A 26749-nucleotide genomic window follows, 5' to 3' on the forward strand; every position below is an offset into this window, starting at 1 on the left:
CACGGTTTGGCAGCCTATTTTCTTCGCAGGTTACTGCTGATCATCCCGACACTTTGGGCGATCATCACCCTGAACTTCTTTATTGTGCAGATTGCGCCGGGTGGCCCGGTGGATCAGGCGTTAGCCAACGTGCAGTTTGGTCACAGCACCGGCATTCCTGGCTCAGGCGGCGGCGACAGCGGCGCGCGCGGTGCGCTGATGCGTGACAATCCCGGCGACAGCCAATATCGCGGCGCTCGCGGACTCGATCCGGAAGTGATCGCGGAAATTAAGCATCGCTATGGTTTCGATAAACCGCTGCTGCAGCGTTACGGTGAAATGCTGTGGAACTATATTCGTTTTGATTTCGGCGATAGCCTGTTCCGCAGCGCATCGGTGCTGCAGCTGATCAAAGAGAGTTTGCCGGTCTCCATCAGCCTGGGATTGTGGAGCACCTTGATCATTTATCTGGTGTCGATTCCGCTGGGCATCAAAAAAGCGGTGCGTAACGGCAGCGCTTTCGACATCTGGAGCAGCACTTTTATCATCATTGGCTATTCGATCCCGGCCTTCCTGTTCGGCATCATGCTGATTGTGCTGTTCGCTGGCGGCAGCTATTTCGACTGGTTCCCGCTGCGCGGCCTGACGTCACCGCAGTTTGATGCGCTGCCGTGGTACAGCAAAATCAGCGATTACCTGTGGCACATCACGCTGCCGGTGCTGGCTACGGTGATTGGCGGTTTCGCCACGCTGACCATGCTGACTAAAAACTCGTTCCTTGATGAGATCCGCAAACAATATGTGGTCACCGCGCGCGCCAAAGGGCTGGATGAGAAGCGCGTGCTGTACGGCCACGTGTTCCGCAACGCCATGCTGCTGGTGATCGCCGGTTTCCCCGCCACCTTTATCAGCATGTTTTTCACCAGCTCGGTGTTGATAGAGGTGATGTTCTCACTCAATGGTTTGGGCCTGCTCGGCTATGACGCCACTATTCAGCGCGACTATCCGGTGATGTTTGGCACGCTCTATATCTTCACCCTGATTGGCCTGCTGATGAATATTCTTAGCGATCTGACCTACACGCTGGTCGATCCGCGCATTGATTTTGAGGGACGCTGATGCGCTTATCTCCGGTTAACCAGCAGCGCTGGCAGCGTTTTCGCCATAACCGACGCGGTTACTGGTCGCTGTGGATTTTCCTGATCATTTTTGTTCTGTCACTGGGCGCTGAGCTGCTGGCTAACGACAAACCGCTGCTGGTGCATTATCAGCAGCGCTGGTATGCGCCGCTGCTGTTCAACTACAGCGAAAGTGATTACGGCGGTGATTTCTCTACGCCTGCCGATTATCAGGATCCCTGGCTGAAGCAGCGCATCGATCAACAAGGTTGGGCGATCTGGGCACCGATTCGCTTCAGCGACAGCACCATCAACTTCGCCACCGATGTGCCCTTCCCTTCGCCACCTTCCACACAAAACTGGCTCGGCACCGATGCTAACGGTGGCGATGTGCTGGCACGCTTGCTGTATGGCACGCGCATCTCATTGCTGTTCGGCATCATGCTGACGCTGTTCTCCAGCGTGATTGGCATCGTGGTTGGCGCGGTGCAAGGCTACTTTGGCGGCCGCATCGATTTGGTGGGTCAACGCCTGATTGAGGTGTGGTCCGGCATGCCATCGCTGTTCCTGCTGATTCTGCTCTCCAGCGTGATTCAGCCCGGCTTCTGGTGGCTGCTGCTGGTGACAGTGGTGTTTGGCTGGATGAGCCTGGTAAGCGTGGTGCGCGCCGAATTCCTGCGCGCACGTAACTACGATTATATCCGTGCGGCGCGCGCGCTCGGCGTCAGCGATAGCCGCATTATGCTGCGCCACATGCTGCCCAACGCCATGGTCGCCACGCTGACGTTTTTGCCATTTATCCTGTGCGGCTCAATCACCACGCTAACTTCGCTGGACTTCCTGGGTTTTGGTTTGCCGGTGGGATCGCCCTCGCTTGGCGAGCTGCTGTTACAGGGCAAAAACAATTTACAGGCGCCGTGGCTGGGATTGGCGGGCTTCTTTGCCCTCGCCCTGCTGCTGTCGTTACTGATATTTATCGGCGAAGCGGTACGCGATGCCTTTGACCCGAGCCGAGGACGCTAAATGAGCCTGTTAACGGTGAATCATCTGGCGGTGGCCTTTCAGGATCGCCGCGTGGTAGAAGACATTTCGCTGCAGATTGATGCCGGCGAAACGCTGGCGCTGGTGGGCGAATCCGGTTCAGGTAAAAGCGTGACTGCGCTGTCGATCATGCGCTTATTGCCGCAGCCGCCGGTCAACTATCCGCAAGGCGAAATCTTGTTTAACGGCCAGGATATTTTGCAAGCCAGCGAACGCACCCTGCGCGGGCTGCGTGGCAACCAGATGGCAATGATTTTTCAGGAACCGATGGTGTCGCTCAATCCACTGCATAACGTGGAGAAGCAGCTGTATGAAGTGCTGTCGGTGCATCGCGGCATGCGGCGCGAAGCCGCACGTGGCGAAATGCTGAGCTGCCTGGATCGCGTCGGCATTCGCCATGCGGCATCGCGCTTGCAGGATTTTCCGCACCAGCTTTCTGGTGGTGAGCGACAGCGCGTGATGATCGCCATGGCGCTGCTAACCCAGCCGAAGCTGCTGATCGCCGATGAACCGACCACAGCACTGGATGTGACGGTGCAGGCGCAAATTCTGCAACTGCTGCGCGAACTGCAGCGTGAACTCAACATGGGCATGCTGTTCATCACCCATAACCTCAATATCGTGCGTCAGCTGGCGCACAGCGTCACGGTGATGCGCAATGGCCGTGCTGTGGAACATAATCGCTGCGATATGCTGTTCAGCCAGCCGCAGCAGCCCTATACGCGCGAACTGATCGCCGCCGAGCCGGATGGCGAACCGGTGCCGCTGCTGGATGCGCAACCGCTGTTGCAGGTGAAAAACCTGCAGGTTGGTTTCCCGATCCGGCGGGGATTGCTGCGTCGCACCGTGGCAGAGAAGATGGCGCTGAAGGATCTTAGCTTTACCCTGCGGCGTGGCGAAAGCCTCGGACTGGTGGGCGAATCGGGTTCGGGCAAAAGTACAACGGGCCTGGCGCTGCTGCGTTTAATTAGCGCGCGCGGTGAAATCTGGTTCGAGAATCAGCCGCTGCATCAGCTGTCGCCAAAGCAGTTATTGCCGCTGCGCCAGCGCATTCAGGTGGTGTTTCAGGATCCCAATTCGTCGCTCAATCCGCGCATGACGTTGCAACAGGTGATTGCGGAGGGTTTAGCGGTGCATCGCCCGGAACTGAGCAGTGCGGAGCAGGAAGCCAAAGTGATTGCGGTGATGCAGGAAGTGGGACTCGATGCCGACAGCCGCTCGCGCTATCCGGCGGAGTTTTCAGGCGGTCAGCGCCAGCGCATCGCGATCGCCCGCGCGTTGATCCTGGAGCCGCAGCTGATTGTGCTGGATGAACCCACCTCGTCGCTGGACCGCTCGGTGCAGAAGCAAATTCTCACCTTACTGCGCCGTTTGCAGCAGCAGCATCAGCTCGCCTATCTGTTTATCAGCCATGATTTGCAGGTGGTGCGCGCGCTCTGTCATCAGCTGATTGTGCTGCGTCAGGGTGAAGTGGTGGAGCAAGGTGATTGCGAAACGCTGTTTAACGCACCAGCAGCCGATTACACGCGGCAGCTACTGGCGTCTGCGCAGGGAAAAGACCTAAGTCAGTGACCATCAAAGGTTTCGGCGATAGCGACACCTTGATTTTTCAGGCAGCAGTTGGTCGCACTTTCGTCATCACGTTGAATCAGCAGGCAAGGCTGCCCTTCACACTCGGCGATTTTGCACTCGACCTGAATCTGCGCCAGCGTTTCCTTCAGCTGGTGCAGGATTTCCAGCGCCGGATGACCATCATGACTCAGCAGGCGCAGCACCACTAAATCTTCGGCATGCACGCCATTCGCTGCTTCCTGACGCACAATTTCACCCGCATGTTCCAGCGACCAGCGATAATGTTGTGGCAAGCGATGCACAACGGAAAGTTGCAGCATAGTTATACGGCCCCCAGAGACGTTAACTTTATTCACGACGACGGCACAACGTGGTGAATCCCAACTTGGTTAGCTCAGAATACCAATTCAGTCTGCCTTCTCGTTTTAAGCACAAAGCGTGTAGCCAATTTACAATTTGCGAGGCTTCTCACATTTATGCCTATGTTTACCGTGTTCGGCTGCGGTTAACAATCATTTTAGACGCATTATCGTTACTTTTTTATCTCTAAATTTTCACATAATGGAAACATTAAGCATAACGAATGAATGGGGATTAGCGAGTGAGGGAGAAGAATTAAGAGAGGTCAGGTCGCCATTTATGACGACCCTGGGGATGTCACGCCGGCTGTTGAGGCCGCGAAGCATAGGTGAACAGCACAATCGAAATTGTGGCGCACAGCGCAATGGTGGCAACCATCGGCCAGGCGCTGTTAATGCTGACTAATGAGAGCAGCGCGCCGACTAAAGCACCGACACCAAAACGCAGCGTTCCCGCCAGCGAGGAAGCGGTGCCCGCCATATGCGGAAACTCATCCAGAATCACCGCCATCGCATTCGACGACACCGTCGAGACGCAGCCAATAAACATCGCCACGCCAAACACCAGCGACAAGAAGCCTAAATCCAGCGCGCTGGAAATCAGCAGCCAAACGCCCATCGCGAACTGAATCAACAATCCCATGCGGAACATTTTCACCGGACCAAAACGGCGCACGGCGCGGCTGTTGATCAACGTCATCACGAACAGGAACACCACGTTCAGGCCAAAGTAATAGCCAAAGTTCTGCGGGGAAACGTGGTTCACTTCGATGTAGACAAACGGACCGGCGTTGAGGAAGGTGAATAATCCGGCAAAGGAGAAACCGCTTGCCAGCATGTAACTGAAGGCGCGCTTGTGGCGCACCAGCGCCACAAAGTTGCCCAGCGTGGTCCGCAGATGAAAGCGCTGGCGCTGTTCGGGCTTAAGCGTTTCACGAATTTGCGTCACCACCAGAACCGTGGTGATCAGCGCAGCGCCCGCCAGCGTCCAGAAAATGGCGTGCCAGTTCCACAGCAACAGCAGCCAGCCACCGATAATCGGTGCCAGCAGCGGCGCGATGGTGGTCACCAGCATCACGAATGACATCATGCGCGAGAAGTCCTCTTTCGAGTAGGTGTCGCGCATCAAGGCGTTGATCACCACGCTGGCAGCGGCGGCCGATAAGCCGTGCAGGAAGCGCATAAAGATCAGCTGATCGATGGTTTGTGACAGCGCGCAAGCCGCGGCGGCGCAGGCAAAAATTAGCGTTCCCAGCACAATCACCGGTTTACGTCCGTAGCTGTCTGCCAGTGGACCATAAACTAACTGGCCAATGGCGAAACCGAGGATGTAAAGGTTGAGCGTCATCTGCACACTGCCCGCTGAAACCGCAAACTCATGGGCGATTTGCGGCATGGCCGGCAGATACATATCGATAGAGAGCGGCATCAGCATTGCCAGCAATCCGAGGATGACCACTAAACCGACCGGTGAATTCTTTTCCTTGCGCACCGCGTTCTCCCGCTATTTACGTTGTTTGAGTTCTTCTGGCAGGCCGATGCTGTCGACCTCTTGCTGGGTCAGTTCACGATATTCACCTTCGCCGAGATCTTCATCCAGCTCGATGTCACCAATACGTTCGCGATGCAGCGCTGAGACATGGTTACCCATCGCCGCAAACATGCGTTTGACCTGATGGTAACGCCCTTCGCTGATAGTCAAACGGGCGGCTTTCTCATCGAGAATCTCTAGCACGGCCGGCTTGGTGAGCTCTTTTTCATTGTGCAGCTGTACACCCGCAGCGAACTTCTCAACCAGGACAGGATCGATTGGCTCCTCCACTTCCACCAGATAGGTTTTTTCCAGGTGATGCTTCGGTGAGGTAATGCGGTGTGACCATTGGCCATCGTCGGTCAGCAGCACCAAACCAGTGGTGTCGATATCCAGACGGCCCGCCGCATGCAGCTTGAACGCCGCGGGTTCTTCGATAAAGAACAGCACGGTGGGATGATCGGGATCGTCGGTTGAGCAGACGTAACCCTGCGGCTTATTCAGCATGAAATAGCGCGGTCCTTGCTGCACCACCAGCGGATTGCCATCGTATTCGACTTCGTCGTCTGGCTGTACTTTGTATGCCGCATCGCGCACAACTTCGCCGTTAATGGTGACTTTTTTGGCGCGGATTTCGCGTCCGGCGATAGCACGGCTAACTTCCAGTTGCTGAGATATGAATTTTTCGAGTCGCATGAATTCGCTTTGCCTGTTACTGCGGGGGAAACTGAAACGGTGTTTTTGTCCGTTAAGAAAGTGTGGGCAGTATAGCTTGATCCTTAGAGTGCTAACAGTAGTGAACCTGCGTTTAACTGGCTTTCATGGCATAATGCGCGTCCGTTCCAGAAAAAAGTTTGCCCCGATGTCATTCACCCTGCGCCCATACCAACAAGAGGCGGTTGACGCCACCCTCAACCACTTTCGTCGCCATACCACGCCTGCGGTGATTGTGCTGCCGACCGGTGCGGGTAAGAGTCTGGTGATTGCTGAACTGGCGCGGCTGGCGCGTGGACGGGTATTGGTGCTGGCCCACGTCAAAGAGCTGGTGGAGCAGAATCACAGCAAATATCAGGCTTATGGACTTGAAGCAGACATCTTCGCCGCGGGTTTGCAGCGCAAACAGAGCGAAAGCAAAGTGGTGTTTGGCAGCGTGCAGTCGGTAGCACGCAATCTCAACCGCTTCGATAGCGCCTTTTCACTGGTGATCGTTGATGAGTGTCACCGCATCAGCGATAACGAAGAGAGCCAGTATCAGCTGCTGTTCGCCCACCTGCGGCAGCACAATCCGCAGTTGCGCCTGTTGGGTTTGACCGCCACGCCCTTCCGACTCGGCAAAGGCTGGATCTACCAATTCCACTATCACGGCATGGTGCGCGGCGATGAGAAAGCACTGTTCCGCGATTGCATTTATGAGCTGCCGCTGCGCTATATGATCAAACACGGCTTTCTGGTGCCGCCGGAGCGCTTAGATATGCCGGTGGTGCAGTACGATTTCAGCCGCCTGATCCCGCAAAATAATGGCCTGTTTAGCGAAGCCGATCTCAACCGCGAGCTGAAACAACAGCATCGCGTAACGCCGCATATTATTCGCCAGATTATTGAGTTTGCTGAAGATCGCCGTGGCGTGATGGTGTTTGCCTCCACCGTGGAACATGCCCGTGAAATCCTCACGCTGCTGCCTGAAAACAGCGCGCTGGTCTCGGCGGAAACGGCAGTAAAGGATCGTGACCGCTTGATTGGTGCATTTAAAGCGCAGCAGCTGAAGTTTCTGGTCAATGTTGCCGTTCTGACCACTGGCTTTGACGCGCCCCACGTGGATTTGATCGCCATTTTGCGCCCTACCGAATCCGTCAGCCTCTACCAGCAGATCGTCGGTCGCGGTTTACGCTTGTCACCCGGCAAAACCGATTGTCTGGTGCTGGATTACGCCGGTAATCCACACGATCTTTTCACCCCCGAAGTCGGCGCGCCGAAAGGGGCCAGCGACAATCAGCCGGTGCAGGTGTTTTGTCCCGCCTGCGGTTTCGCCAATACCTTCTGGGGCAAAACTACCGAAGATGGACACATCATCGAGCATTTTGGCCGCCGCTGTCAGGGCGTGCTGGAAGATGATGAAGGCGAGCGCGAACAGTGTGATTATCGCTTTCGCTTCAAAAGCTGCCCGGATTGCGGCGCCGAGAATGACATCGCCGCGCGGCGCTGCCATCAATGCGACAAAATTCTGGTCGACCCGGATGACATGTTGAAAGCGGCGCTGAAACTGAAAGATGCGCGCGTGTTGCGCTGCGCCGGCATGACGCTGGAGCAAGGACGCGATGATAAAGGCGAATGGCTGAAAGCCACCTATTTCGATGAAGATGGCACCAGCGTCAGCGAGCGTTTTCGCCTGCAAACGCCGGCACAACGTAAAGCCTTTGAGCAGCTGTTTATGCGCCCGCATCAGCGCGCGCCGGGCGTGGAACTTGGCTGGCAAACCGCAGCGGATGTCATCGCCTTACAGCCTTTATTGCGTCATCCGGACTTTGTGGTGGCACGCGCAAAAGGCCATTTCTGGCAGATCCGCGAAAAAATGTTTGATTATCAGGGCCGTTATCGCCGTGCCAATGAGCTGCGTTAAGCGGCGGAATCATTTGCCCCTGCAGCATCATTGGGGCTATAATGCCGCCCGCTTTTGCATCCGTAAAAGCAGTTTGAATAACCGTCCTGTTGCTGGGTCGCCTGTAGCAGGAACTATTGAAGAGACATCAAATGTTCACTATTAACGCTGAAGTACGTAAAGACCAGGGTAAGGGTGCGAGCCGCCGCCTGCGTGTAGCAAACAAATTCCCAGCCATCATCTATGGCGGAAATGAAGCACCAATTGCTATCGAACTCGACCACGATGCAGTGATGAACGTACAGGTTAAACCTGAGTTCTACAGCGAAGTGCTGACCATCGCGGTTGATGGCAAAGAAGTTAAAGTTAAAGCTCAGGCGGTACAGCGTCATCCGTTCAAGCCAAAACTGTTCCACATCGACTTCGTTCGCGCTTAATCGCTGAATGAGTTGAAGGTAGAAGGGCCGGTTGCGAAACCGGCCCTTTTATTTTAGGCATAAAAAATAACCCGATATCTTCCCTTCCGAAAAACCCCTGTCTTTCATTTCTCTCTGCCTTCGTTTATTTGAGACTGTTCTTTACCATGAAGCTTGCACAAACCATGGAGAATGCCGTTTTAACATTTCTCCAGAATTTGTCTGCAAGGACTTCAAGTGAAAAAAATACCTGCCTTGGGGTATGGCATCATACTCATCTCATTTTCTGGCTATGCGGGCGTAATGCGTCATGACATTAACGTGCAAGAATACCGTGATTTTGCCGAGAATATGGGTAAATATCGTGTCGGCTTAAGCAACATTCCCATTTTTAAGAAAGATGGCGAGCTGAGTGGTTATCTTGATTTTGCCATGCCCGACCTTAGCAGTGTATCTCGTCGCGGGTTTGCCACATTGATTAATCCATCCTATGTCACCACCACACGGCACGTAACCGCTTTGGGTAGCGTTTCTTTTGGCGGTCCGTCTGCTTATTCCACCCGTTATCTTTTTATTAACCGCAATCAATCCGCCGTCCAGGATAATATCCTGCCACGGTTAAACAAAGTTGTAACCGAAGTCGCGCCAATAGATTATGTGGAACGTAGTGAGCTTCTGAAAGGACATGGCTCTCGGTATATTGCTTATGTGCGCGCGGGTGCTGGTGAAATGACACAGATCTCGAATGATCTAACTGAGAAAGAGTTCCTGGCCAGTGCCTATAAATGGTTAGCGGGTGGAAAAATTAATATTGACACCATTACCTTCAACAAAGAAAAAAATGACGATTTCTATTGGATTCAATATGAACCTGGCCATCAATATTCATCCGCTTTATCAATATCAACCGGCGGCGGTGACAGTGGCAGCCCTATTTACGTCTACGACAATGTTGATAAAAAATGGAAACTCGCTGGTGTTCATTATGGTGGTTATGGTAGCGCAACGCCTTATGGTCGCAAAGTTATCTCAACACGTTTTAATGAAGAATATTTCAATGGGATTATTGCCAACAATATCTCTCCCGATGTCACTGATTTTGCGAATAATGGCCCAATTTACTGGAATGCAGATAAGCTGGTTCAGGGTAGTAAAAACTGGGGTTGGCAAGGTTTAGACAACACATATCGTCATTTGGCGCCAGGCAAAGCCAGCCTTATTGAACTTGATGCAACCAAAGATATTCGCTTTAACGGCACAGGCGGAGACATTATTCTTAATGAGGCTGTCAATCTGGGAGCAGGAAAACTACAGTTTTCTAATAACTACACACTGAAATCTGCAGAGAATGTGGGCGCAACCTGGGTGGGCGGCGGCGTTGAAATCGATGAAGGGAAAAAAGTCATCTGGCAAGTGAATGGACTCAAAGATGATGATTTACACAAAATTGGCGGTGGCGTCTTACATATTAATGCTACAGGTGTCAATGAAGGCGGACTGAATATCGGCGATGGCACCGTTATTCTGGATCAACAAAAAGATGCGCAAGGAAATCGCCAGGCATTTTCTCGACTGTATTTAGCGAGCGGTCGGCCTACCGTTATTTTAGCGAGCGAAGACCAGGTTAATCCTGATAACATTTATTTTGGTTATCGTGGGGGGACATTGGATCTTAATGGTAATAATCTCATAATGCGAAAGATTAATCACACGGATAGCGGTGCGGCAGTGATCAATCAGAGTGAGTTAACCTCGGCCAGTCTAACGCTTACAGGGTACTCACGTAGCGATATCAACATTAACACCTGGAGCAGTGTCGACATTGGTAATATTGGTGATATTTATGAATATTATAATTCGAGAACGCAACGTAAAGAGTATTTTCAATTAAAAAAAGAGAAGTATTGGTACTTCCCCACAAATCAGCAGGACAATGAAGACTGGAAGTATCTGGGATATGATCTGGTTCAAGCCGTCGATTATCGACTATCGCAGTTAAATGATTTAGTTTTCCGCGGAGACATTGGCACGCGCTCGTCGGATAAAAATAATGGTGCATTAGATGTGAATTTATCTCCGGAGAGTGGAAATACAAATTTCGCACTGACCGGTAATATCCATTTAAATGGAAATATCAGCGTCAATAAGGGGACTCTTCTGCTGTCCGGGCAACCCGTTCCTCATGCCGGCGGCCTGATCATTGACAACGATTGGTACACTTCCTCTTTCACCGCCAATAACATTGTAGTCAATGACAATGCACGTTTACAGGTCGGTGAATACGCGCAGGTTAAAGCCGATATCCAGGCGGGCGACAACAGCCAGGTTATCCTTGGCTACCATCCCGACGCTGCTGATGAGCAGCAAATTTTACGCTGCACCTCGCCGGTGCAAAGCACTAAGGGCAGCTGCAAAGTTGCACAGCGAAACGCGGAAGAGTTGCGTTTCCTTCCCGCCAGCTCGGTTGAGGGCAATATCACGCTGGGCGATAACGCATTGCTTTATCTTGGCAAAGTCGATTATCACGGCCACATCAACGACAGTCACTCAGCGAGAGTCACCCTGAGCAGTGAAACATTCTGGAATATGAATGGTAACAGCCGCTTGCATCGGATGGATGCAGGTAAAGGCGGTATCATCTCGCTTCTTTCTGCAGATGAAATGGCCTGGACGCCGAAGCTGCTCTCTGTGGAACATCTGACGGCAAATCATCTGCAGCTTGGTTTCGGCATCGCGCCACAGTCCGCCATCAGCGACAGTTTATACATTGGGTCCAGCGTGCAGGGCGGCAGCAACACCCTCGATCTTGGTTTTATGCTGGGTGAAACCTTCCCCAACCGCATCGCGAAAGAGATCGTGCTGGTGAACGCGCCCGCCGGAACCGCGCACGACTATTTCACGCTACCTCCGGTCAAACGCGGGTTCTCGCTCTATACCGCTGATTATCAGGTTGTGGAAGAGAATGGTCGCGTGAAATGGATCATTGCCAAAACGCCGGATCCGGTGTTACCACCCGATCAGGTAATCGACCCCGATCCGGAGACTCATCCCGAACCCGACATTACGCCCGAACCGGAAGTTAAGCCTGAACCAGAAGTGAAACCTGAGCCCAAGATCACGCCAAATCCGGGTACTGCAGAAGACTGGTTTGAGGTCATTGATAATCAGCCGCTGGTGCAGAGTACTCGCGCCCTGCTCGCTTCGCGCCACTACCTGTTCAGTGAAATCAGCAATATGCTGACCGATCGCGCTCAGCTCCTGCGCGGTAACCATGAAAATAGCGGCGCATGGGCCAGCCTCAGCCAAAATCGCGGCAGAATGGATAGCGTAACGTTAAAAGACAGCAGGCTAGAGATCGGCGCCGATGCGCAAGCGGATGCCTGGCTTTATGGCGTGACCGCCAGTTACAGCCAGGGAAATGCCGGGGACGAAGCCAGCATTAGCCATAAACTGAGCACTCTGGGCCTGTATGCAAGCGGAATGAGCGATGAAGGATGGTTTATGGATCTTGCTGCCAGCTACCTGCATCTGCGTCAGGACATTCACCTTGACCCGGTATTGGGAGTAAAAAGCACCTCAAAAACCAGCCATATGCTGGCAGGCAGTGCAAAATGGGGTAAATCCTACCCTCTGCTGGATGCGTCTTTCACGCTATCGCCTTACCTGAAAGCCAGCGCAGGCTATTTACCGGGTTACACGCTGGAAAGCAGAGAGGCCAGCATTGCCCTGAGTTCAGCCATGCCGTGGGGACTCGCGCCGGGTATTGAAGTCAGCAAACAGGGGCTCGGTACGCTGCTGCCACGCGTGCGATTCAGCGCCACCGTTGAAAAACAATTTTCACCGGGCCGTTCTGGCTCTTCACTAACCCTTGAGGATCGCCACAGCCGACGCGTTTATGGCGCGCTGGACGACGATCGTTATCGGGTTCATCTGGGTTTAGAAGGGAAAATCAGCGACAACTGGTCAGCGAATATTGGCGCGAAGCATAGCTTTGGTGGCAAGTTCCGCACCGATTCCCTCATCAGCAGTGGCATAAACTATTCGTTCTGATAGAAAAGCCGGGCACTTTGGTGACCCGGCTTTTTTCATTTACTGCTGGTGCGGCGTTGCAGCTGATCGCGCAAATTCGGTGGCGTGCCTTTAATGGTCAGCGTGTCGGTGGTGGGATCCCAGAAGATACGCTCGCCGAGCAGCATGGCATCAAAGTTCAGGGTTAATCCGCCGCCGCTACCCGCAAACTTGGTCAACTGGCGCAAGGTGCTACGATCCGCTGGGAAGGTCTCTTCCAGCTCGTAACCTTGCTCCTGGGTGAAGGCCTGAAACGTTTTTTCTCCCAGCGGCGGTAATTCACTGGAGAGATCGTGCAGCGCAATCTCTTCGCCGGCCTGCAGCTGATCGTTACAGTAGCTGTAAACCTGCTGACGATAGTTCTGACGCTCGTTTTTATCGAGATCCGATTCGGCGCAGTAATCATCAACCGCTTGCAGCAGCCCACGGTTTTGCGCTTTGGTGTCCAGACCGACGCTAGCGCCAAGGAAATCCATGAAGAAATCCGCTACTTTACGCCCCACGCGACCGCGCAGGAAGGTCAGATAACGGGTGGATTCCGGGTTAGTTTCCCACTCGGTGAGATCGATACGCGCCACAATATCCGCATGATTGATATTAAGATAATGGGTGCTGCTGATATCCAGCTGCTCGTTAACGCGCATGCTCGACTGGCTGTTGAGAACCGCAATCAGCAAATATTCCACGGCCAGATAGCGATAGTGCAAAAACAGCACCACGCCGCCTTCCGCAAACGGATATTTGCTCAGTTCATCACGCAAACGTCCGGTTGCCGCACGGCTAAACGCCAGAAAGTCATCTTCCCCTTTGCGGCAGTTACGCAACGCATCGGCCAGTTCGCTATCTTCGTTAAACAGGCCGTAAGCTTTGCTTTTGGCGCTATAAACCCGGTGCAACTCTTCTGCCATCTCTTCAACCGCGCGGGTTGCAGGCAGCAAGGTGTCGCGCAGTACCAGTTCAAGCTGGTTTTCATCACGTTTAACTAACTGATGCAGGGCAATCTGGTCGATATCCAGACTCATGGTAGACTCTCCTTTTAGCTCAGGCGCGTATTCAAACACCGCCCGCAGCCGCTTTCAACTGCCAGCACAAACTGATCGCTCTGCTTGCGATAAAATTGCGGAAAAAAATGCGTTGTTACGGTAATATACCGCCTTTTCACCCTTGATTAGACGACGATATGCCACAATCATCCCGTTACAGTGACGAACGCGTGGAAAAGCTCCTCGCAGAGATGGCGCAGATTCTTGAAAAAGACAAAGCGCCAACCGACCTTTCCCTGATGGTATTGGGTAACATGGTAACTAACTTAATCAATACCAGCGTTTCACCGGCTCAACGCCGCACACTGGCTCGATCTTTCGCGGATGCGTTGCAGTCATCCGTACGCGATGATAACGCTCATTAATATGCAGATTTGACCTCATAATATGGTAACCAACCGGCAGCGCTACCGTGAAAAAGTCTCCCAGATGATTAGCTGGGGGCATTGGTTTGCCCTGTTTAATATTATCTTCGCGTTAATTTTAGGCAGCCGCTACCTGTTGGTCGCCGACTGGCCCGCGTCACTCGCGGGACGTATCTATGCCTATACCAGCTGGATCGGTCATTTCAGTTTCATCGTCTTCGCCGGTTATCTGCTCATCATCTTCCCGCTCACTTTCGTGGTGATGTCACAGCGATTGCTTAGGGTGTTGTCGGCGATTGTCGCCACCGCCGGACTGACGCTGATTATGGTCGACAGCGCGGTGTTCAGCCGCTTCCACTTGCACCTCAATCCGGTGGTGTGGGAGCTGGTGATAAACCCTGATCAAAGCGAGATGGCGCGCGACTGGCAGCTGATGTTTATCAGCGTGCCGCTGATTTTCCTCGTCGAAATGCTGTTCGCGACCTGGAGCTGGCAAAAGCTGCGCAGCCTTAATCGGCGCTCGTTCGGTAAGCCGCTGGCTGCGCTGTTTATCAGCGCCTTCTTCGCCAGTCATCTGCTCTATATCTGGGCCGATGCCAATTTCTATCGCCCAATTACCATGCAGCGCGCCAACCTGCCGCTCTCCTATCCAATGACCGCGCGTCGCTTCCTTGAGCGTCACGGTTTGCTGGATGCGCAAGAGTATCAGCGCCGTCTGGTGCAACAGGGTGATCCGGAAGCGTTGTCAGTGCAGTATCCACTGAGTGACATTACCTTCCGCGATGGCGGTACGCGCCACAATCTGCTGGTGCTAACTGTTGATGGTCTGAACAATGCCACGGTGGAAAAAGCGCTGCCGTCGCTTCATCAATTCGCCAGTGAGAACGTGCGCTTCACCCAGCACTTCAGCGCAGGGCTACAGCCGGAAAAAGGGTTATTTGGCCTGTTCTACGGCATCTCTTCCAGCTATATGGATGGCGTGTTAGCGTCGCGTACGCCTTCCGTGCTGCTGAATGCGCTGAACGCGCAAGGCTATCAGTTTGGCTTGTTCTCATCGGACGGCTTCAGCCAACCGCTGTATCGTCAGGCTTTGTTAGCCGATTACTCGCTGCCGCAGGCCGATACCCAACCGAATAGCACCACGGTGACGCAGTGGCAGAACTGGCTCAATGGCCACAAATCAAACAATGCGCCGTGGTTCTCGTGGATTGCCCTTAACGGTGTGACGGTCAATGGCGACAATGTCAAGACGCGCCAGCGTAGCTATACGCGTCAGGCAAGCGGTGTCGACGAGCAGATTAAGGCGGTGCTGCAAACCTTGCAGGATCGCGATTTGCTGAAAAATACCGTGGTGGTGATCACGGCGCAGCGTGCGATCAATCTGGATAGCAACGATGACAATCCGGGTAACCGTGCGACGTTACAGGTGCCGCTGGTGGTGCATTGGCCGAATACGCCAGCGCAAACCATCGATCGTCTGACCGATCAGCAGGATGTGATGACCACGCTGATGCAGCGCCTGCTGCACGTGCGCACTAATCCCGCTAACTTCTCGCAGGGTGAAGATCTGTTTGCCGCACAACGCAGCCACGATTGGGTGGCGAGCAGCGAAGATGGCAAGCTGGTAGTGACCACGCCAACCGTGACGCTGGTGCTGAATAACAATGGCAGCTACAGCGCTTACGATGCACAGGGTAACAAACTGAAAGATCATAAACCGCAGCTGGCGTTGTTGCTGCAGGTGCTGACGGAAGAGAAGCGTTTCGTCGCAAACTGATTAATTATGAGGCAGTTAAATGCTGCTCATATTGCAATCGTGCGTAGAAACAGTAATATTCTTCCACGTTCGGCACGTAGCGCAGCCTGGTAGCGCACGGTCATGGGGTGTCCGGGGTCGGAGGTTCAAATCCTCTCGTGCCGACCAAAATCCAAAAAAGCAGCCTTATGGCTGCTTTTTTATTGTTTCTAATTCGGTCTAAACGATTCGATTACCCTGCTGATCTATCACCTTCTCACCATCCTCCTTGCTGAATGCGCCCTGCTGCGCATCGGGAAGAATATCGAGCACGGCTTCTGAAGGCCGGCACAAACGCGTTCCCAGCGGGGAGACAACAATCGGGCGGTTAATCAGGATGGGATAATTCAACATCGCCTCAATGAGTTGATCATCACTTAAACGCTCTTCAGCCAAACCCAATTTTTCGTAGGGTTCGACATTGTTGCGTAATAAAGCGCGCGCATCGATCCCCATCGCGCTAATCAACGCCTTAAGTTGCTCACGATTTGGCGGCGTCTCAAGATAAAGAATAACGGTAGGTTCAACGCCGCTATTGCGTATTAACGCCAGCGTGTTGCGCGATGTGCCGCAAGCGGGATTGTGATAAATGGTGATGTCAGTCATGGTGCTCTCTTCTTAATGGGACAACGTCAGGCGCAGGGCCAGCGCGCTAAGGGTGACGAGCAGCACGGGCAATGTCATCACGGCACCCACGCGGAAGTAATAACCCCAGCTAATGTTGATGTTCTTCTGGTCGAGTACGTGCAGCCATAGCAACGTGGCGAGACTGCCAATCGGCGTAATTTTTGGCCCCAGGTCGCAACCAATAACATTGGCATAAATCATCGCTTCCTTTATCACGCCCTGCGCACTGCTGGCATCAATCGACAGCGCACCAATCAGCACCGTTGGCATATTATTCATTACTGAAGAAAGCAGCGCCGTCACCAAACCGGTACCCAAGGTGGCGGCCCATAAGCCGTGGCTGGCAATGAGGTTGAGTAAGTCAGTGAGATGTTGCGTCAGCCCGGCATTTTTAAGGCCATAAACTACCAGGTACATGCCGAGTGAAAAAATCACGATCTGCCAGGGCGCGCCGCGTAACACTTTACCGGTGTTAATCGCCTGACCTCTTTTGGCAACGATAAACAGAATTAACGCGCCCAGTGCGGCGATAGCACTGACTGGAATGCCCAGCGGCTCCAGCAGGAAAAATCCCACCAATAGCAACAACAGCACCAGCCAACCGGCTTTAAAGGTAGCGGGATCTTTTATGGCTTCAGCTGGTAGTTTGAGGCGTGAAACCTCATAGCTGGCGGGAATGTCTTTGCGAAAGAAAGGGTGCAGCACTATCAGCGTGGTGATAATAGCGGCAATATCAACCGGAACCATCACCGCCGCGTAAGCGTTGAATCCCAATTTGAAGAAATCTGCGGAAACGATGTTAACCAGATTGGATACGATCAGCGGCAAACTCGCGGTATCGGCGATAAATCCTGCTGCCATGACAAAAGCCAGCGTTGCACCTTTACTAAAGCCCAGTGCCAGCAGCATTGCGATGACGATCGGCGTCAATATCAGAGCCGCACCATCATTGGCGAAAAGCGCGGCAACGCATGCACCGAGCAACACGATATAGGTGAAAAGCAGCCGCCCTCGCCCACTCCCCCAGCGCGCTACGTGCAAAGCGCACCACTCAAAAAAACCGGATTCGTCCAGCAATAGGCTGATGATAATGACGGCGATAAAAGCCGCTGTCGCATTCCAGACGATATGCCACACCGCGGGAATATCGTTTAACTGGATAACGCCGGTCACCAGCGCCAGTAAAGCCCCTATCGTTGCTGTCCAGCCAATGCTCAGGCCGCGCGGCTGCCAGATGACAAACACGATGGTCAAAACAAATATTGCGCCTGCCAGAAACATCACGCCTCCAATGCATTCGAATAATCGAATGTGTTTAACGATTATTCACAACCCGTAGCAGCGGCGTTCTTCAGCGACTCACGCACTTCCTCACGTTGGCTATTCCAGGCCGTATCGATAATCGATGCAGCCCAGGCCGGCATATGCGGAGAAAGACGATAGTGTATCCACTTGCCTTCACGTCGATCCAGAATCAGCTCAGCATCGCGCAGCAAGGCAATGTGGCGCGAAATTTTTGGCTGTGATTGTTGGGTAACGGTGCAGAGATCGCAGACACACAACTCTCCGGCCTCTCGTAATAATAAAACGATGGTCGTACGCGTTTCGTCGGCAAGCAGTTTGAAAAGTTGAACAGGAAGCATTGGGCCAGATTCCGGTAAAAATCTAACACATATGCTAATTCATATATATTAGAAGTAAAGGCAGAATTTAAAGCCTGGCGATTTCATATGTCTTTCATGCAGTAAAGCATTCTCAGATTATCGCCAAAGAATTGCTGATTATTGGCTTTTAATCAGTAACTTACTGAATGCAACCCAACCCGAGCCAGATCACATTTCTGGATAAATATGACAGCGCTTCATCAAATTGAAACAAAACTGTCACAGACTTCTCTTACTCTTAGGGCTCCTGTTTTTTCGATGGAAACCATTATGGTCATCAAAGCAAAAAACCTGCAGGATGCGGAAGAACTCCTGCACTCGGGTATCAATAAAGTTGAACTGGCTTACGATATCGGCAGCGACGATTTCTTCCGTCTCGCCTCGCGCTGGTGCGATCGCGGTGCGCGCATCACCAAAGGCCATCAGCACTTCGTGGTGCAGATTAAAGGCATGGCTATTCCGCCAAATAACTAAAAGTGGGCGAGCCCCTTTGGCTTGCTCTCCATCCGGCTGGCTGGTAAAACTACGTTTTCCGTCAGCCGTGATTTTTTATGTTCGCCTCTCAAACGCCGCTTGCTCTGCCCTCTTCCCCGTTTATCCGCGCTGCTGGCATTTCGCTGGATACATTGCCGATCGCCTGGTGCGAATTCGATCAACATCACTGGCATGCTGAATTACATCAGGCGTGGCAACTGCCGCTGCCCGCGTCGCTACAGAGCGCGGTGACGAAACGCAAAGCCGAGCATCTGGCGAGTCGCTGGCTGGTGCAGCAAAACTTTGCGCACTTCGGTTTACCGCACTTTGTGTTGTGTAATGCGCCCGATCGTTCACCGTTGTGGCCCGCCGGCATTCAGGCGTCGCTGTCGCATACGCACAGCGTTGCGGTGATGGCTGCGACGCGCGAGCCACTGTGCGTGGGTGTGGATGTTGAGCAGATTATGGCGGAGGAAACCGCCGATGAAACCGCTGGGATGTTGATGAGCCCGGCGGAAAAACAGCGCCTGCTGGCGCGGCCTATGCCCTTTGCCCAGGCCGCTACACTGCTGTTTTCATTGAAAGAGAGTGTGTACAAAGCGCTGTGGCCGCAATTGCATCAGCCAATGGATTTTCTTCAGGCGGAAGTGCTGGAACTGGACGTGCAGCAAGGCCGTGCAACGCTGCGGTTGTGTCAGGATTTTGATGAGTATTTCACCACCAAAGCGCTGCTGCAGGCGCGTTTTTGGCTGGCTGGAGATCGCGTGATTACGCTGCTGACGCATCCACTCCCGACAAAATAAAAAACCGGCTCAGAAATAAACCTGAGCCGGTGACAACACAAGACGACAGAAAAGTGTTCCAGGGACGCAGAAACGAGGATTTCTGCTGGGAGTGACTTTACTCACTCCGCAACTTCTTGCCCAATAAGGGTTTTTGCTAAGCTTTCCCGGCTGGCGTTAATGGCCGGTATCGGTACGTTGCACCGCATCCAGCGTTGCCATCTCGCGTTCGTTACCGGTTAACTCACTTAGTTGACCTTCGCGCATCTCCAGCAAGCGATCGGCGTGAATAAAGTAGTGATCGTCATGACTAATAGCGAACACCGTTTTACCCGATTCCTGTAACCATGGCAGCAGCTCACGATAGAAGATGCGACGGAAATGCGGATCCTGATCCGCCGCCCATTCGTCGAGCAACAGAATATCGCGCTCTTCGGCGGCTGCCAGCAGCAGCGCCAGACGTTTGCTCTGCCCTTTCGACAGTTGCAGATTGAGCACTCTGTTGCCTTCCAGCTTGAGCTTGTCCTGCATCTTCAGACGCTCCAGCCACTGCTGCACCAGCGCAGGATTGGCTGGCTGCCCTTGATCGCCGATGAGGCGATCAAACAGATGCACGTCAGTAAACACCGCCGAGAAATGTTTGCGATAAGCATCGAGGTTTTGCCAATCCACCACCTTGCCATCCAGCAGCAAACTGCCCGATTGCGGCTGATAGAGGCCGGTGAGCAGCATCGCCAGCGTCGATTTTCCGCTGCCGTTGCCGCCAATCAGGAACACCAGCTCGCCGCGGCGTAGCGTCAAATTGATCGGCCCAACCTGGAATCCGTGCTCGCCGTAGTGGAAGCAGACGTCGCGCAGCTCCAGCGTTTGCCAGTCGCTGACTTTTGGCAGCGCCTTGAACGTTTCTTCATAGGGCGCCAGTTCAAACCTGTTGAGCTTGCGAAACGCCACCTGCGCGCTGAGCAGCGTCGGCAAGGCGCCGACCGCCGCCAACAGCGGTGTGCGCAGGAACAGCAGCGTCAGCGAATAAGTTGCCGCCACCGCCGTATTTGCCCAGCCCAGCCCGTTCGCCATAAAGAACACGATGCCAATCGCGCCGAGCATCATGATATTCGACCAGTTCACCGCGCTGAGGTGGAAGGTATCGGCGCGCACGATGTGGTGGCGATAGCTTTTGGCATTCTCCTGATAAACGCTGTCGTAAATAAGCTGCGCACGTTCGCGGTTAAGCTGCAGCTCTTTACGCCCTTCGATAATGGTCTGGAAATCGCGATACAGGTCATCTTCGATTTCACGCAGCTTAGCCATGTGCTGATAAACGCGTGATACCAGCAGCCAACCGCCAACCAGCGTCACCACCAGCCACAGGCAGGTGATCAGCAGCATTTTTGGCGAAAGCCAGGCGAGATAAAGCGCCGAACCGAGCGTAATAATGATGCCCTGAATCAGCTCGGGTAAACGCACGAAGGCGATGGTGATGGCGCGCACATCGCTGGTGAGACCGGCCAGCAGTTGGGCATTGCCAATCTGTTCGATGCGCTCCACGCGCGTATCAAGAATCCGTTTGATGAATTCGCCGCGCAGCCGCCAGACAAAGTGATGGCCGAGCATAGTCAGCGTCAGTTGGGAGCCGAGCGTCACCGCCATTAGCAGGAACAGCTGGCCAAGGAAACTCGGCAGCACCGAAATCGAAGTATTCACCGCGACGATTAGCTCATTATTGATATAGGCAATCAAACCAATACCAAGCACGGCGCTTAACAATGTAAGAAGAATGACGCCAATAAAAGGCCAGCGGTACTGGCGAAAAACGACTTGCAGCAATGCCATCAAAGGGTTCCAGCGGTCAATAAAGCAGCCTGCAGTTTAATGTCGCCTTGGCTGATAGCAAGAATAATTCTCATCTCAAATTTGCCTGAGTAAAATGTTTCTCGCCGCTCGTTTGGTAGCGGCGCGATTTATTGCGAAATGCTTGTCAGATAAGAAGGTATTTTGTTTTGAAAATGCATTATCTGTGCGGGCTCTGACACGTCTGCGCCTCTGGCAAATGAGCCCTTTTCAATAATAAGCACTGAAGTTGATGAGCAGGCCGGGGCCGCTTTTGGGCCGGCAATCCGCAGCGCTGAACGAAGCGAGGAAGCCAGGAGAGCCCGCAGGATGCGGGCGAAAGGCGGAGCCGGGACATGGAAGTCCCGTCTCCGCCGGTCCGTCAGGCAGACGAACGAAGTGAAGGAACCGCGCTAGCGGCGCGAGGACCGCCGGCCCAAAAGTGGCACCGGCCAGCGCCCTCATCACTGGCTTAACTAACATGTATTACGCAATAAATTGCGCCGCCACAAAAATGCCTAAAATGCGCGGCGGAAAGTCAGGTTGAAACGGAAAGCGCCTGCCTGCGGATGAATGCCAGGTTTGAGCGGCAGAATGCCGTGATAACGCAGGCGCGATGGCCCGCCCCACACCACGATATCGCCATGTTCCAGCAGCACGCGCTGGGTGGCGTCGCCGCGTTCGAAACCGCCGAACTGGAATACCGCAGGCAATCCCAGTGAAACCGACACAATCGGCTGGCGCAGATCCTTCTCATCTTTATCCTGATGCAGCGTCAGTTTTGCGCCGGGTTCATAGCGGTTAATCAGGCAGGCATCCGGATTGAAACCGGCAAAGCCCGCTTCGTGCGCGGTTTGCTGCGCCAGCTCGCGGAACAGCGCGGGCATCGGCGGCCAATGGTGTCCGCTGTTGCTGTCTTGCTCGGTATATTGATAGCCGCGCGAATCGGTGGACCAGCCAAAATCACCACAGTTGGTCATCGCCACCGACATGCGATGGCCACCGGGCGTGATGCGATGGGCAAAGGGATTTTTCGCGGCGATATCGTGAATCGCCGCCAGCAGCGCATCGGCCTGTTCGCGAGCGCGACGCCGCAGAATCACCGCGCCATCCGCCAGCGGTTCCTGCCACGGCGCTTCGTCACTAAATAAATCCAGCATGTGCGCCTCCTTTATTGAGATGCCTGATCGATGAGGAAGGTTTTAAACTGCGGCGACATCCAGTGAGTAAAACCGTCGCCCTGCTTGCTGATCAAATAGACCGCCAGATGCTCTTTCACCGCTAACGCTTTAGCACGTTCGCTGCCGAGCACCATCAAACCGGTATCCCAGCCATCCGCTTCCAGCGCGGTGGTGGCTATCACCGTTGCCGACACCAGCTTGTGCTCAATCGGTCTTCCGGTAGTCGGATCGATGACGTGCGAAATGCGTTTGCCATCCAGTTCATAATAGTTGCGATAGCTGCCGGAGGTACTAATGCCGTGTCCTTGCAGATCGACGCGCGCTTCCACCGCGTTTTCGCGATCGGTGGGTTTTTGGATCGCCACGCGCCACGGCTGCTGATTAGCATTGACGCCACGGCTCAATACTGCGCCGCCCACTGAAACCAGATAATCAGTGATGCCTTGCTGCTCCATCAGACGCGCCAGATGATCGGTGGCATAGCCTTCGCCCATGGTGGAGAGATCGACATACAGGCCGGGCAGATCTTTCTGCAGCCATTGACCGTTAACGCCCTGAATCACGCGCAGATGCTGCAAACCGGTCAGCGCTTTAGCGGCGGCGATTTCTGCCTCGCTGGGGGTATGCGCCGGTTGCTTCGTCGGGCCAAAACCCCACAGATTGACCAGCGGGCCCACGGTGATATCCATCGCACCCGACGTTTTATGCCCGATTCGCAGCGCTTCAGTGACGATGTCCGCCATGTCAGCGCTTACCGGCTGCGGTGCGTTGCCTTGATACTGATTAAAGTGCGACAGCACCGAATCGCTTTTCCACGTCGAGAGTTCGCCGTCATCGCGATCCAGCTGTTGCTGGATCAGCTGTTGCAACGCCGCTTTACGCTGCGGATCAACGCCGGCGACGCTGACGCGCCACACGGTGCCCATGGTTTTGCCTTCCAGCACCATCGCGGGTTGGCTGCTGTTTTTTTCGCAACCGCTGAGTCCTAATGCCAGCAGGCTAATTAGCAGAATGTTCTGAAAACGCATCAATTCCTCATCTGTAACCCATTACTACAGCCAATTACAAAGCATAACTCGCTTGTAAAGCAGTCTAAAGCTGCTTGATGTTCGATAAGCGCTGACACAGGATAACCGGTTCCTGCAACGTTATGCCTACAGGAGCATCAGATGATTTATATGATTATTGCCGTAACCGCCGGGCTGTTTATTTATGGCAGTTTCAAATGTTGGCAGACGTACCGCCATCGCCTGATTCAGCACTATCCTGCACGCCGACGTTAAATTATTGCACCAGAAAATCACCCTTCTGCACCGCTTCAGCGCTGGCGCAGTGTAGCAAAGTCGCTGCAAGCCGCGTGGCGCTGAGAGCGGTGCGCTGGCATGAATGCTGCATTGTTGAAGATGAGTTGAACTTCAGCGAGGTGCAGAATGGAAAATAGCAAAACACAAAACAGTAAATGGCAGCACTGGCTGAGCTTCTCGGCCTTTACGCTGGCGGGTGTCGCGATGGAAGGTAGCCTGAGCGCCATCACCAACCCGCCGCCGCAACCGGCGCCCAAAGCCAAAAAATGGCGCGGTATGCAATAACCGCTACAGTCCCAACTCACTCAGGCCCGGATGATCGTCCGGGCGCGTGCCGGCTGGCCAGTAGAACAGACGCTGATCTGCGCTGATAGGCAGATCATTGATGCAGGCGAATCGCTGAATCATCAAACCATCGGCACCAAAGTGCCAGTTCTCATTGCCATAGCTGCGAAACCAGTTACCGCTGTCATCATGCCATTCATAGGCAAAGCGCACCGCCAGCTTATCTTCATGCCACGCCCATAGCTCTTTGATCAGTCGATAATCCAACTCTTTCACCCACTTGCGCTGCAGGAAGGCCACGACTTCTGCGCGTCCATTGACGAATTCACTGCGATTGCGCCAGCGCGTATCTTCGCTGTACACCCGCGAAACACGCTGCGCATCGCAGCTATTCCAGGCATCTTCCGCCATGCGGACTTTCTGTAACGCGGTTTGTTGATTGAACGGTGGCACCAGCATGTTATTCCTCCCGATTATGTAGACAGGTCTGTCTACTTGATTCATCCTGCCGTATGTAGACAATTCTGTCTACATGCAAACACAGGAATTTTTATGCTTGAGCCTCTGATCTTTGATGCCACCGCCTCCGCGCGCGATCGTATCTTGCTGTGCGCGCAGCAGCTGTTTTACCAACAAGGCATTCGCGCCACCGGTGTGGATAAGGTGATTGCGCAAGCGGGCGTGACCAAAGTGACTTTCTATCGTCACTTTCCGGCGAAGAATGCGCTGGTGCTGGCGTTTTTACAGCAGCGCCATCAGCGCTGGATGCTGGCGTTTCGCCATGCGCTGAATCAGCATGCGGCATTGATCGATGCGCTGCCCGCGGCGTTACTGAGCTGGTTCAGGGATGACGATTATCGCGGCTGTGCGTTTATCAATACCGCTGCGGAGCTGGGCGACACGTTAGCGGAAGCCAGCGAACTGATTCGTCAACATAAGCGTGAGATGGCGCAGGCGATCAGCGACAAGTTGATGCCCGATCAGCAGGTCAAAACGGCGCAGATTGTGTTACTGGTTGAGGGTGCGATTGTGCAGGTACATATTGGCGAGGAGGCGGAACGGGTGGTCGACGTGCTGCATGCCGCGCTGGATGCGCTGCTGAAAACGGGAGCGTGACCGGCAAGTCACGCTCCATCACCCTTAGAACTGGTAAACCAAGCCCAGTGCTACGACGTCATCGGTATTGATACCGGCTGCGTCGGTGAAGTTGTTGTCGTCCAGCAGGTTAATCTGGTAATCAACGTAGGTCGACATGTTTTTGTTGAAATAGTAAGTTGCGCCTACATCAATGTATTTCTTCAGATTCTGGCTGCCGTAACCTTCGATGTCAGAGCCGCGAGAAGAGACAAACGCCAGAGATGGACGCAGGCCGAAGTCGAACTGGTACTGTGCCACCAATTCCCAGTTATCCGCTTTGTTGGCGTAACCGTAAACGGTGCCGCTATCGCTGGCGCCGAAACGCGTCGCGTTGTATGAACGGCTGTACATTGCGGCCAGGTAAACGTTGTTAGCGTCATACTTCAGCGCACCGCTGTAAGCTTCGGCTTTATCACCGCGACCCAGGATGTTGGCGGTACGTGGATTGTTACCGTTCTGGTTATTGGTACGGTCAGACTGGAACATCGCTGCACCAATACCGAAACCTGAACCCAGATCGTAAGTGGTGCTCAGGCCGTAGCCGTCACCGTTCTCGCCCAACACATCACGACCAGAGCCAGTAGATTCGGTTGGGTTATCGTTTTTGCCTTGATACTGAACCGCGAAGTTCCAGCCATCGACTAAACCGAAGAAGTTGGTATTACGATAGGTAGCGAGGCCGTTGCTGCGCTGGAACAGGAAGTTGTCCGCGCCGTAGGTATCGCCACCGAACTCTGGCAGAACGTCAGTCCATGCGCCGAGATCGTACATCACGCCGTAGTTACGGCCGTAGTCGAATGAACCTGCATCACCAAATTTCAGACCGGCAAAACCAACACGCGTATAGCTGTTCGCGGTGCCTTCGCTTTCTGCGGTGTTCAGTGCAGCCTGGTATTCCCACTGGCCGTAACCGGTCAGCTGATCGGTCACCTGAGTTTCACCTTTGAAGCCAAAACGCAGGTAAGACTGGTCACCGTCTGAGCCAGAGTTGTCAGAGAAATAATGCAGACCGTCCACTTTTCCGTAGAGGTCTAATTTGTTGCCATCTTTATTGTAAATTTCAGCTGCGCTTGCTGATCCTGCCACCAGCAATGCAGGAATCATCAGGGAGAGAACGCGACGTTTCATTTTAATTACCCTCTTTAATGTGCCTTTATTTTTGCCACTGCGAACTGAATGATTAAAAATTCAGCCGGCAAGCCATTGTTATTTTATGTTGGGCAATAATCTATCACGAAAATGCTACTAAATTTCCAAAACTGTTTCAGTGTATTAAATAGTTATTTCAGGATGTAAATTCAGGGGAACTAATAACCAGCACAGATAGGTAAAAAATATAGCACTTTTTGACAACATATATTTTAATTGTTTAAAAACATCAAATTACATGAGTTACATTTCCGCACTGAATGACAAAACTCAAACCCATCCAGAGCATACAATTATCCCCGCTATCATCATTTATTTCATTATTACCCTCATTCACCCCGAATGTTTTGATTTACCCTAATTTCCCGCCGGACCAGATGGTCCGGCATTTTTTTGCCCGCAATTCAGACATCGCCTTATATTGCGTAAAGTTAAT

At 53.4% G+C, this 26749-nt stretch carries 24 protein-coding genes and 1 tRNA gene; 13 read left to right on the forward strand and 12 right to left on the reverse strand.

Annotated elements, in window-relative coordinates; all coding sequences use genetic code 11:
* Positions 1-6: 6 nt before the first annotated feature.
* From FCN45_RS12970 to yejF, 3 genes are read left to right on the forward strand one after another with little or no spacing between them, the layout of a single operon-like run.
* Positions 7-1098 carry a microcin C ABC transporter permease YejB gene (locus FCN45_RS12970; protein WP_137386169.1) on the forward strand — a complete coding sequence of 364 codons (1092 nt, stop codon included), beginning with the start codon at positions 7-9 and terminating at the stop codon, positions 1096-1098.
* The gene (locus tag FCN45_RS12975; RefSeq protein WP_137386170.1) at positions 1098-2120 is read left to right on the forward strand and encodes an ABC transporter permease; all 1023 of its coding nucleotides are present in this window, start codon (positions 1098-1100) and stop codon (positions 2118-2120) included. Before FCN45_RS12970 ends, FCN45_RS12975 begins: the two co-directional genes overlap by 1 nt.
* Positions 2121-3710: a microcin C ABC transporter ATP-binding protein YejF gene (gene yejF / locus FCN45_RS12980; protein WP_137386171.1), complete on the forward strand. Its 1590-nt coding sequence runs from the start codon at positions 2121-2123 to the stop codon at positions 3708-3710. It abuts the gene before it with no gap.
* Here yejF and FCN45_RS12985 read toward each other — a convergent pair.
* The 3 genes from FCN45_RS12985 to rsuA all read right to left on the reverse strand — a co-directional run bounded on the left by FCN45_RS12985 (position 3704) and on the right by rsuA (position 6296).
* Entirely contained in the window at positions 3704-4030 is a 327-nt protein-coding gene (locus FCN45_RS12985; protein WP_101763692.1) for a hypothetical protein, read from the reverse strand. The genes yejF and FCN45_RS12985 overlap by 7 nt on opposite strands.
* Before the next feature lie 337 nt (positions 4031-4367).
* Positions 4368-5561 carry a Bcr/CflA family multidrug efflux MFS transporter gene (locus FCN45_RS12990; RefSeq protein WP_137386172.1) on the reverse strand — a complete coding sequence of 398 codons (1194 nt, stop codon included), beginning with the start codon at positions 5559-5561 and terminating at the stop codon, positions 4368-4370.
* Between the two features lie 12 nt (positions 5562-5573).
* On the reverse strand, positions 5574-6296 hold the full coding sequence (gene rsuA, locus FCN45_RS12995; protein ID WP_101763690.1) for a 16S rRNA pseudouridine(516) synthase RsuA: 723 nt from the start codon (positions 6294-6296) through the stop codon (positions 5574-5576).
* A gap of 166 nt (positions 6297-6462) precedes the next feature.
* On the opposite strand from rsuA, the gene FCN45_RS13000 reads away from it, so the two are divergent.
* From FCN45_RS13000 to FCN45_RS13010, 3 genes are all read left to right on the forward strand, one after another.
* The gene (locus FCN45_RS13000; protein WP_137386173.1) at positions 6463-8217 is read left to right on the forward strand and encodes a DEAD/DEAH box helicase; all 1755 of its coding nucleotides are present in this window, start codon (positions 6463-6465) and stop codon (positions 8215-8217) included.
* Positions 8218-8348: 131 nt separating this feature from the next.
* Positions 8349-8633, forward strand: a complete 285-nt coding sequence (gene rplY, locus FCN45_RS13005) for a 50S ribosomal protein L25 (RefSeq protein ID WP_101763688.1) — start codon at positions 8349-8351, stop codon at positions 8631-8633.
* 216 nt (positions 8634-8849) lie between these two features.
* Positions 8850-12662, forward strand: a complete 3813-nt coding sequence (locus FCN45_RS13010; protein ID WP_137386174.1) for a S6 family peptidase — start codon at positions 8850-8852, stop codon at positions 12660-12662.
* Positions 12663-12697: 35 nt separating this feature from the next.
* On the opposite strand, the gene yejK is transcribed toward FCN45_RS13010, so the two are convergent.
* Positions 12698-13702 (reverse strand): nucleoid-associated protein YejK, encoded by a 1005-nt coding sequence (gene yejK / locus FCN45_RS13015; protein ID WP_137386175.1) that lies wholly within the window; start codon positions 13700-13702, stop codon positions 12698-12700.
* Between the two features lie 158 nt (positions 13703-13860).
* Between yejK and FCN45_RS13020 the strand changes: the two genes are divergently transcribed.
* From FCN45_RS13020 to FCN45_RS13030, 3 genes are all read left to right on the forward strand, one after another.
* Positions 13861-14088 (forward strand): YejL family protein, encoded by a 228-nt coding sequence (locus tag FCN45_RS13020; protein WP_036648480.1) that lies wholly within the window; start codon positions 13861-13863, stop codon positions 14086-14088.
* Positions 14089-14110: 22 nt separating this feature from the next.
* The gene (gene yejM, locus FCN45_RS13025; protein ID WP_137386176.1) at positions 14111-15865 is read left to right on the forward strand and encodes an LPS biosynthesis-modulating metalloenzyme YejM; all 1755 of its coding nucleotides are present in this window, start codon (positions 14111-14113) and stop codon (positions 15863-15865) included.
* Between the two features lie 70 nt (positions 15866-15935).
* Positions 15936-16012: transfer RNA gene (locus FCN45_RS13030), tRNA-Pro, on the forward strand.
* Positions 16013-16063: 51 nt separating this feature from the next.
* Here FCN45_RS13030 and arsC read toward each other — a convergent pair.
* Genes arsC through FCN45_RS13045 form a run of 3 tightly spaced genes read right to left on the reverse strand, consistent with a single transcriptional unit; the run spans position 16064 to position 18153 of the window.
* On the reverse strand, positions 16064-16489 hold the full coding sequence (arsC, locus tag FCN45_RS13035) for a glutaredoxin-dependent arsenate reductase (RefSeq protein WP_137386177.1): 426 nt from the start codon (positions 16487-16489) through the stop codon (positions 16064-16066).
* 12 nt (positions 16490-16501) lie between these two features.
* Complete coding sequence (locus FCN45_RS13040; RefSeq protein ID WP_137386178.1) at positions 16502-17791, reverse strand: arsenic transporter; 1290 nt, start codon at positions 17789-17791, stop codon at positions 16502-16504.
* 41 nt (positions 17792-17832) lie between these two features.
* Positions 17833-18153: a metalloregulator ArsR/SmtB family transcription factor gene (locus FCN45_RS13045; protein ID WP_101763682.1), complete on the reverse strand. Its 321-nt coding sequence runs from the start codon at positions 18151-18153 to the stop codon at positions 17833-17835.
* A 291-nt stretch (positions 18154-18444) separates the two neighbouring features.
* Between FCN45_RS13045 and FCN45_RS13050 the strand changes: the two genes are divergently transcribed.
* Both FCN45_RS13050 and FCN45_RS13055 read left to right on the forward strand, forming a co-directional pair.
* Positions 18445-18648, forward strand: coding sequence for a hypothetical protein (locus FCN45_RS13050; RefSeq protein ID WP_008105079.1), 204 nt, complete (start codon positions 18445-18447; stop codon positions 18646-18648).
* A 77-nt stretch (positions 18649-18725) separates the two neighbouring features.
* Positions 18726-19451 carry a 4'-phosphopantetheinyl transferase gene (locus FCN45_RS13055; protein ID WP_137386179.1) on the forward strand — a complete coding sequence of 242 codons (726 nt, stop codon included), beginning with the start codon at positions 18726-18728 and terminating at the stop codon, positions 19449-19451.
* A gap of 156 nt (positions 19452-19607) precedes the next feature.
* Here the strand turns inward: FCN45_RS13055 and FCN45_RS13060 are convergent, their stop codons facing one another.
* From FCN45_RS13060 to apbE, 3 genes are all read right to left on the reverse strand, one after another.
* Positions 19608-21260 (reverse strand): multidrug ABC transporter permease/ATP-binding protein, encoded by a 1653-nt coding sequence (locus FCN45_RS13060; RefSeq protein WP_137386180.1) that lies wholly within the window; start codon positions 21258-21260, stop codon positions 19608-19610.
* Between the two features lie 515 nt (positions 21261-21775).
* Positions 21776-22417: a DNA oxidative demethylase AlkB gene (gene alkB, locus FCN45_RS13070; RefSeq protein ID WP_101763679.1), complete on the reverse strand. Its 642-nt coding sequence runs from the start codon at positions 22415-22417 to the stop codon at positions 21776-21778.
* A gap of 11 nt (positions 22418-22428) precedes the next feature.
* The gene (gene apbE, locus FCN45_RS13075) at positions 22429-23466 is read right to left on the reverse strand and encodes an FAD:protein FMN transferase ApbE (RefSeq protein WP_137386181.1); all 1038 of its coding nucleotides are present in this window, start codon (positions 23464-23466) and stop codon (positions 22429-22431) included.
* Between the two features lie 402 nt (positions 23467-23868).
* Between apbE and FCN45_RS23630 the strand changes: the two genes are divergently transcribed.
* Positions 23869-24027, forward strand: coding sequence for a hypothetical protein (locus FCN45_RS23630; RefSeq protein ID WP_168197464.1), 159 nt, complete (start codon positions 23869-23871; stop codon positions 24025-24027).
* Positions 24028-24030: 3 nt separating this feature from the next.
* Here the strand turns inward: FCN45_RS23630 and FCN45_RS13080 are convergent, their stop codons facing one another.
* Positions 24031-24486, reverse strand: a complete 456-nt coding sequence (locus FCN45_RS13080) for a nuclear transport factor 2 family protein (protein WP_137386182.1) — start codon at positions 24484-24486, stop codon at positions 24031-24033.
* A 93-nt stretch (positions 24487-24579) separates the two neighbouring features.
* On the opposite strand from FCN45_RS13080, the gene FCN45_RS13085 reads away from it, so the two are divergent.
* Entirely contained in the window at positions 24580-25143 is a 564-nt protein-coding gene (locus FCN45_RS13085) for a TetR/AcrR family transcriptional regulator (protein ID WP_137386183.1), read from the forward strand.
* Between the two features lie 24 nt (positions 25144-25167).
* Here the strand turns inward: FCN45_RS13085 and ompC are convergent, their stop codons facing one another.
* Positions 25168-26292 (reverse strand): porin OmpC, encoded by a 1125-nt coding sequence (ompC, locus tag FCN45_RS13090; RefSeq protein WP_101763675.1) that lies wholly within the window; start codon positions 26290-26292, stop codon positions 25168-25170.
* Positions 26293-26749: the final 457 nt, after the last annotated feature.

The organism is Pantoea sp. SO10 (assembly GCF_005281435.1).
Classification (GTDB): Bacteria; Pseudomonadota; Gammaproteobacteria; order Enterobacterales; family Enterobacteriaceae; genus Pantoea; species Pantoea leporis.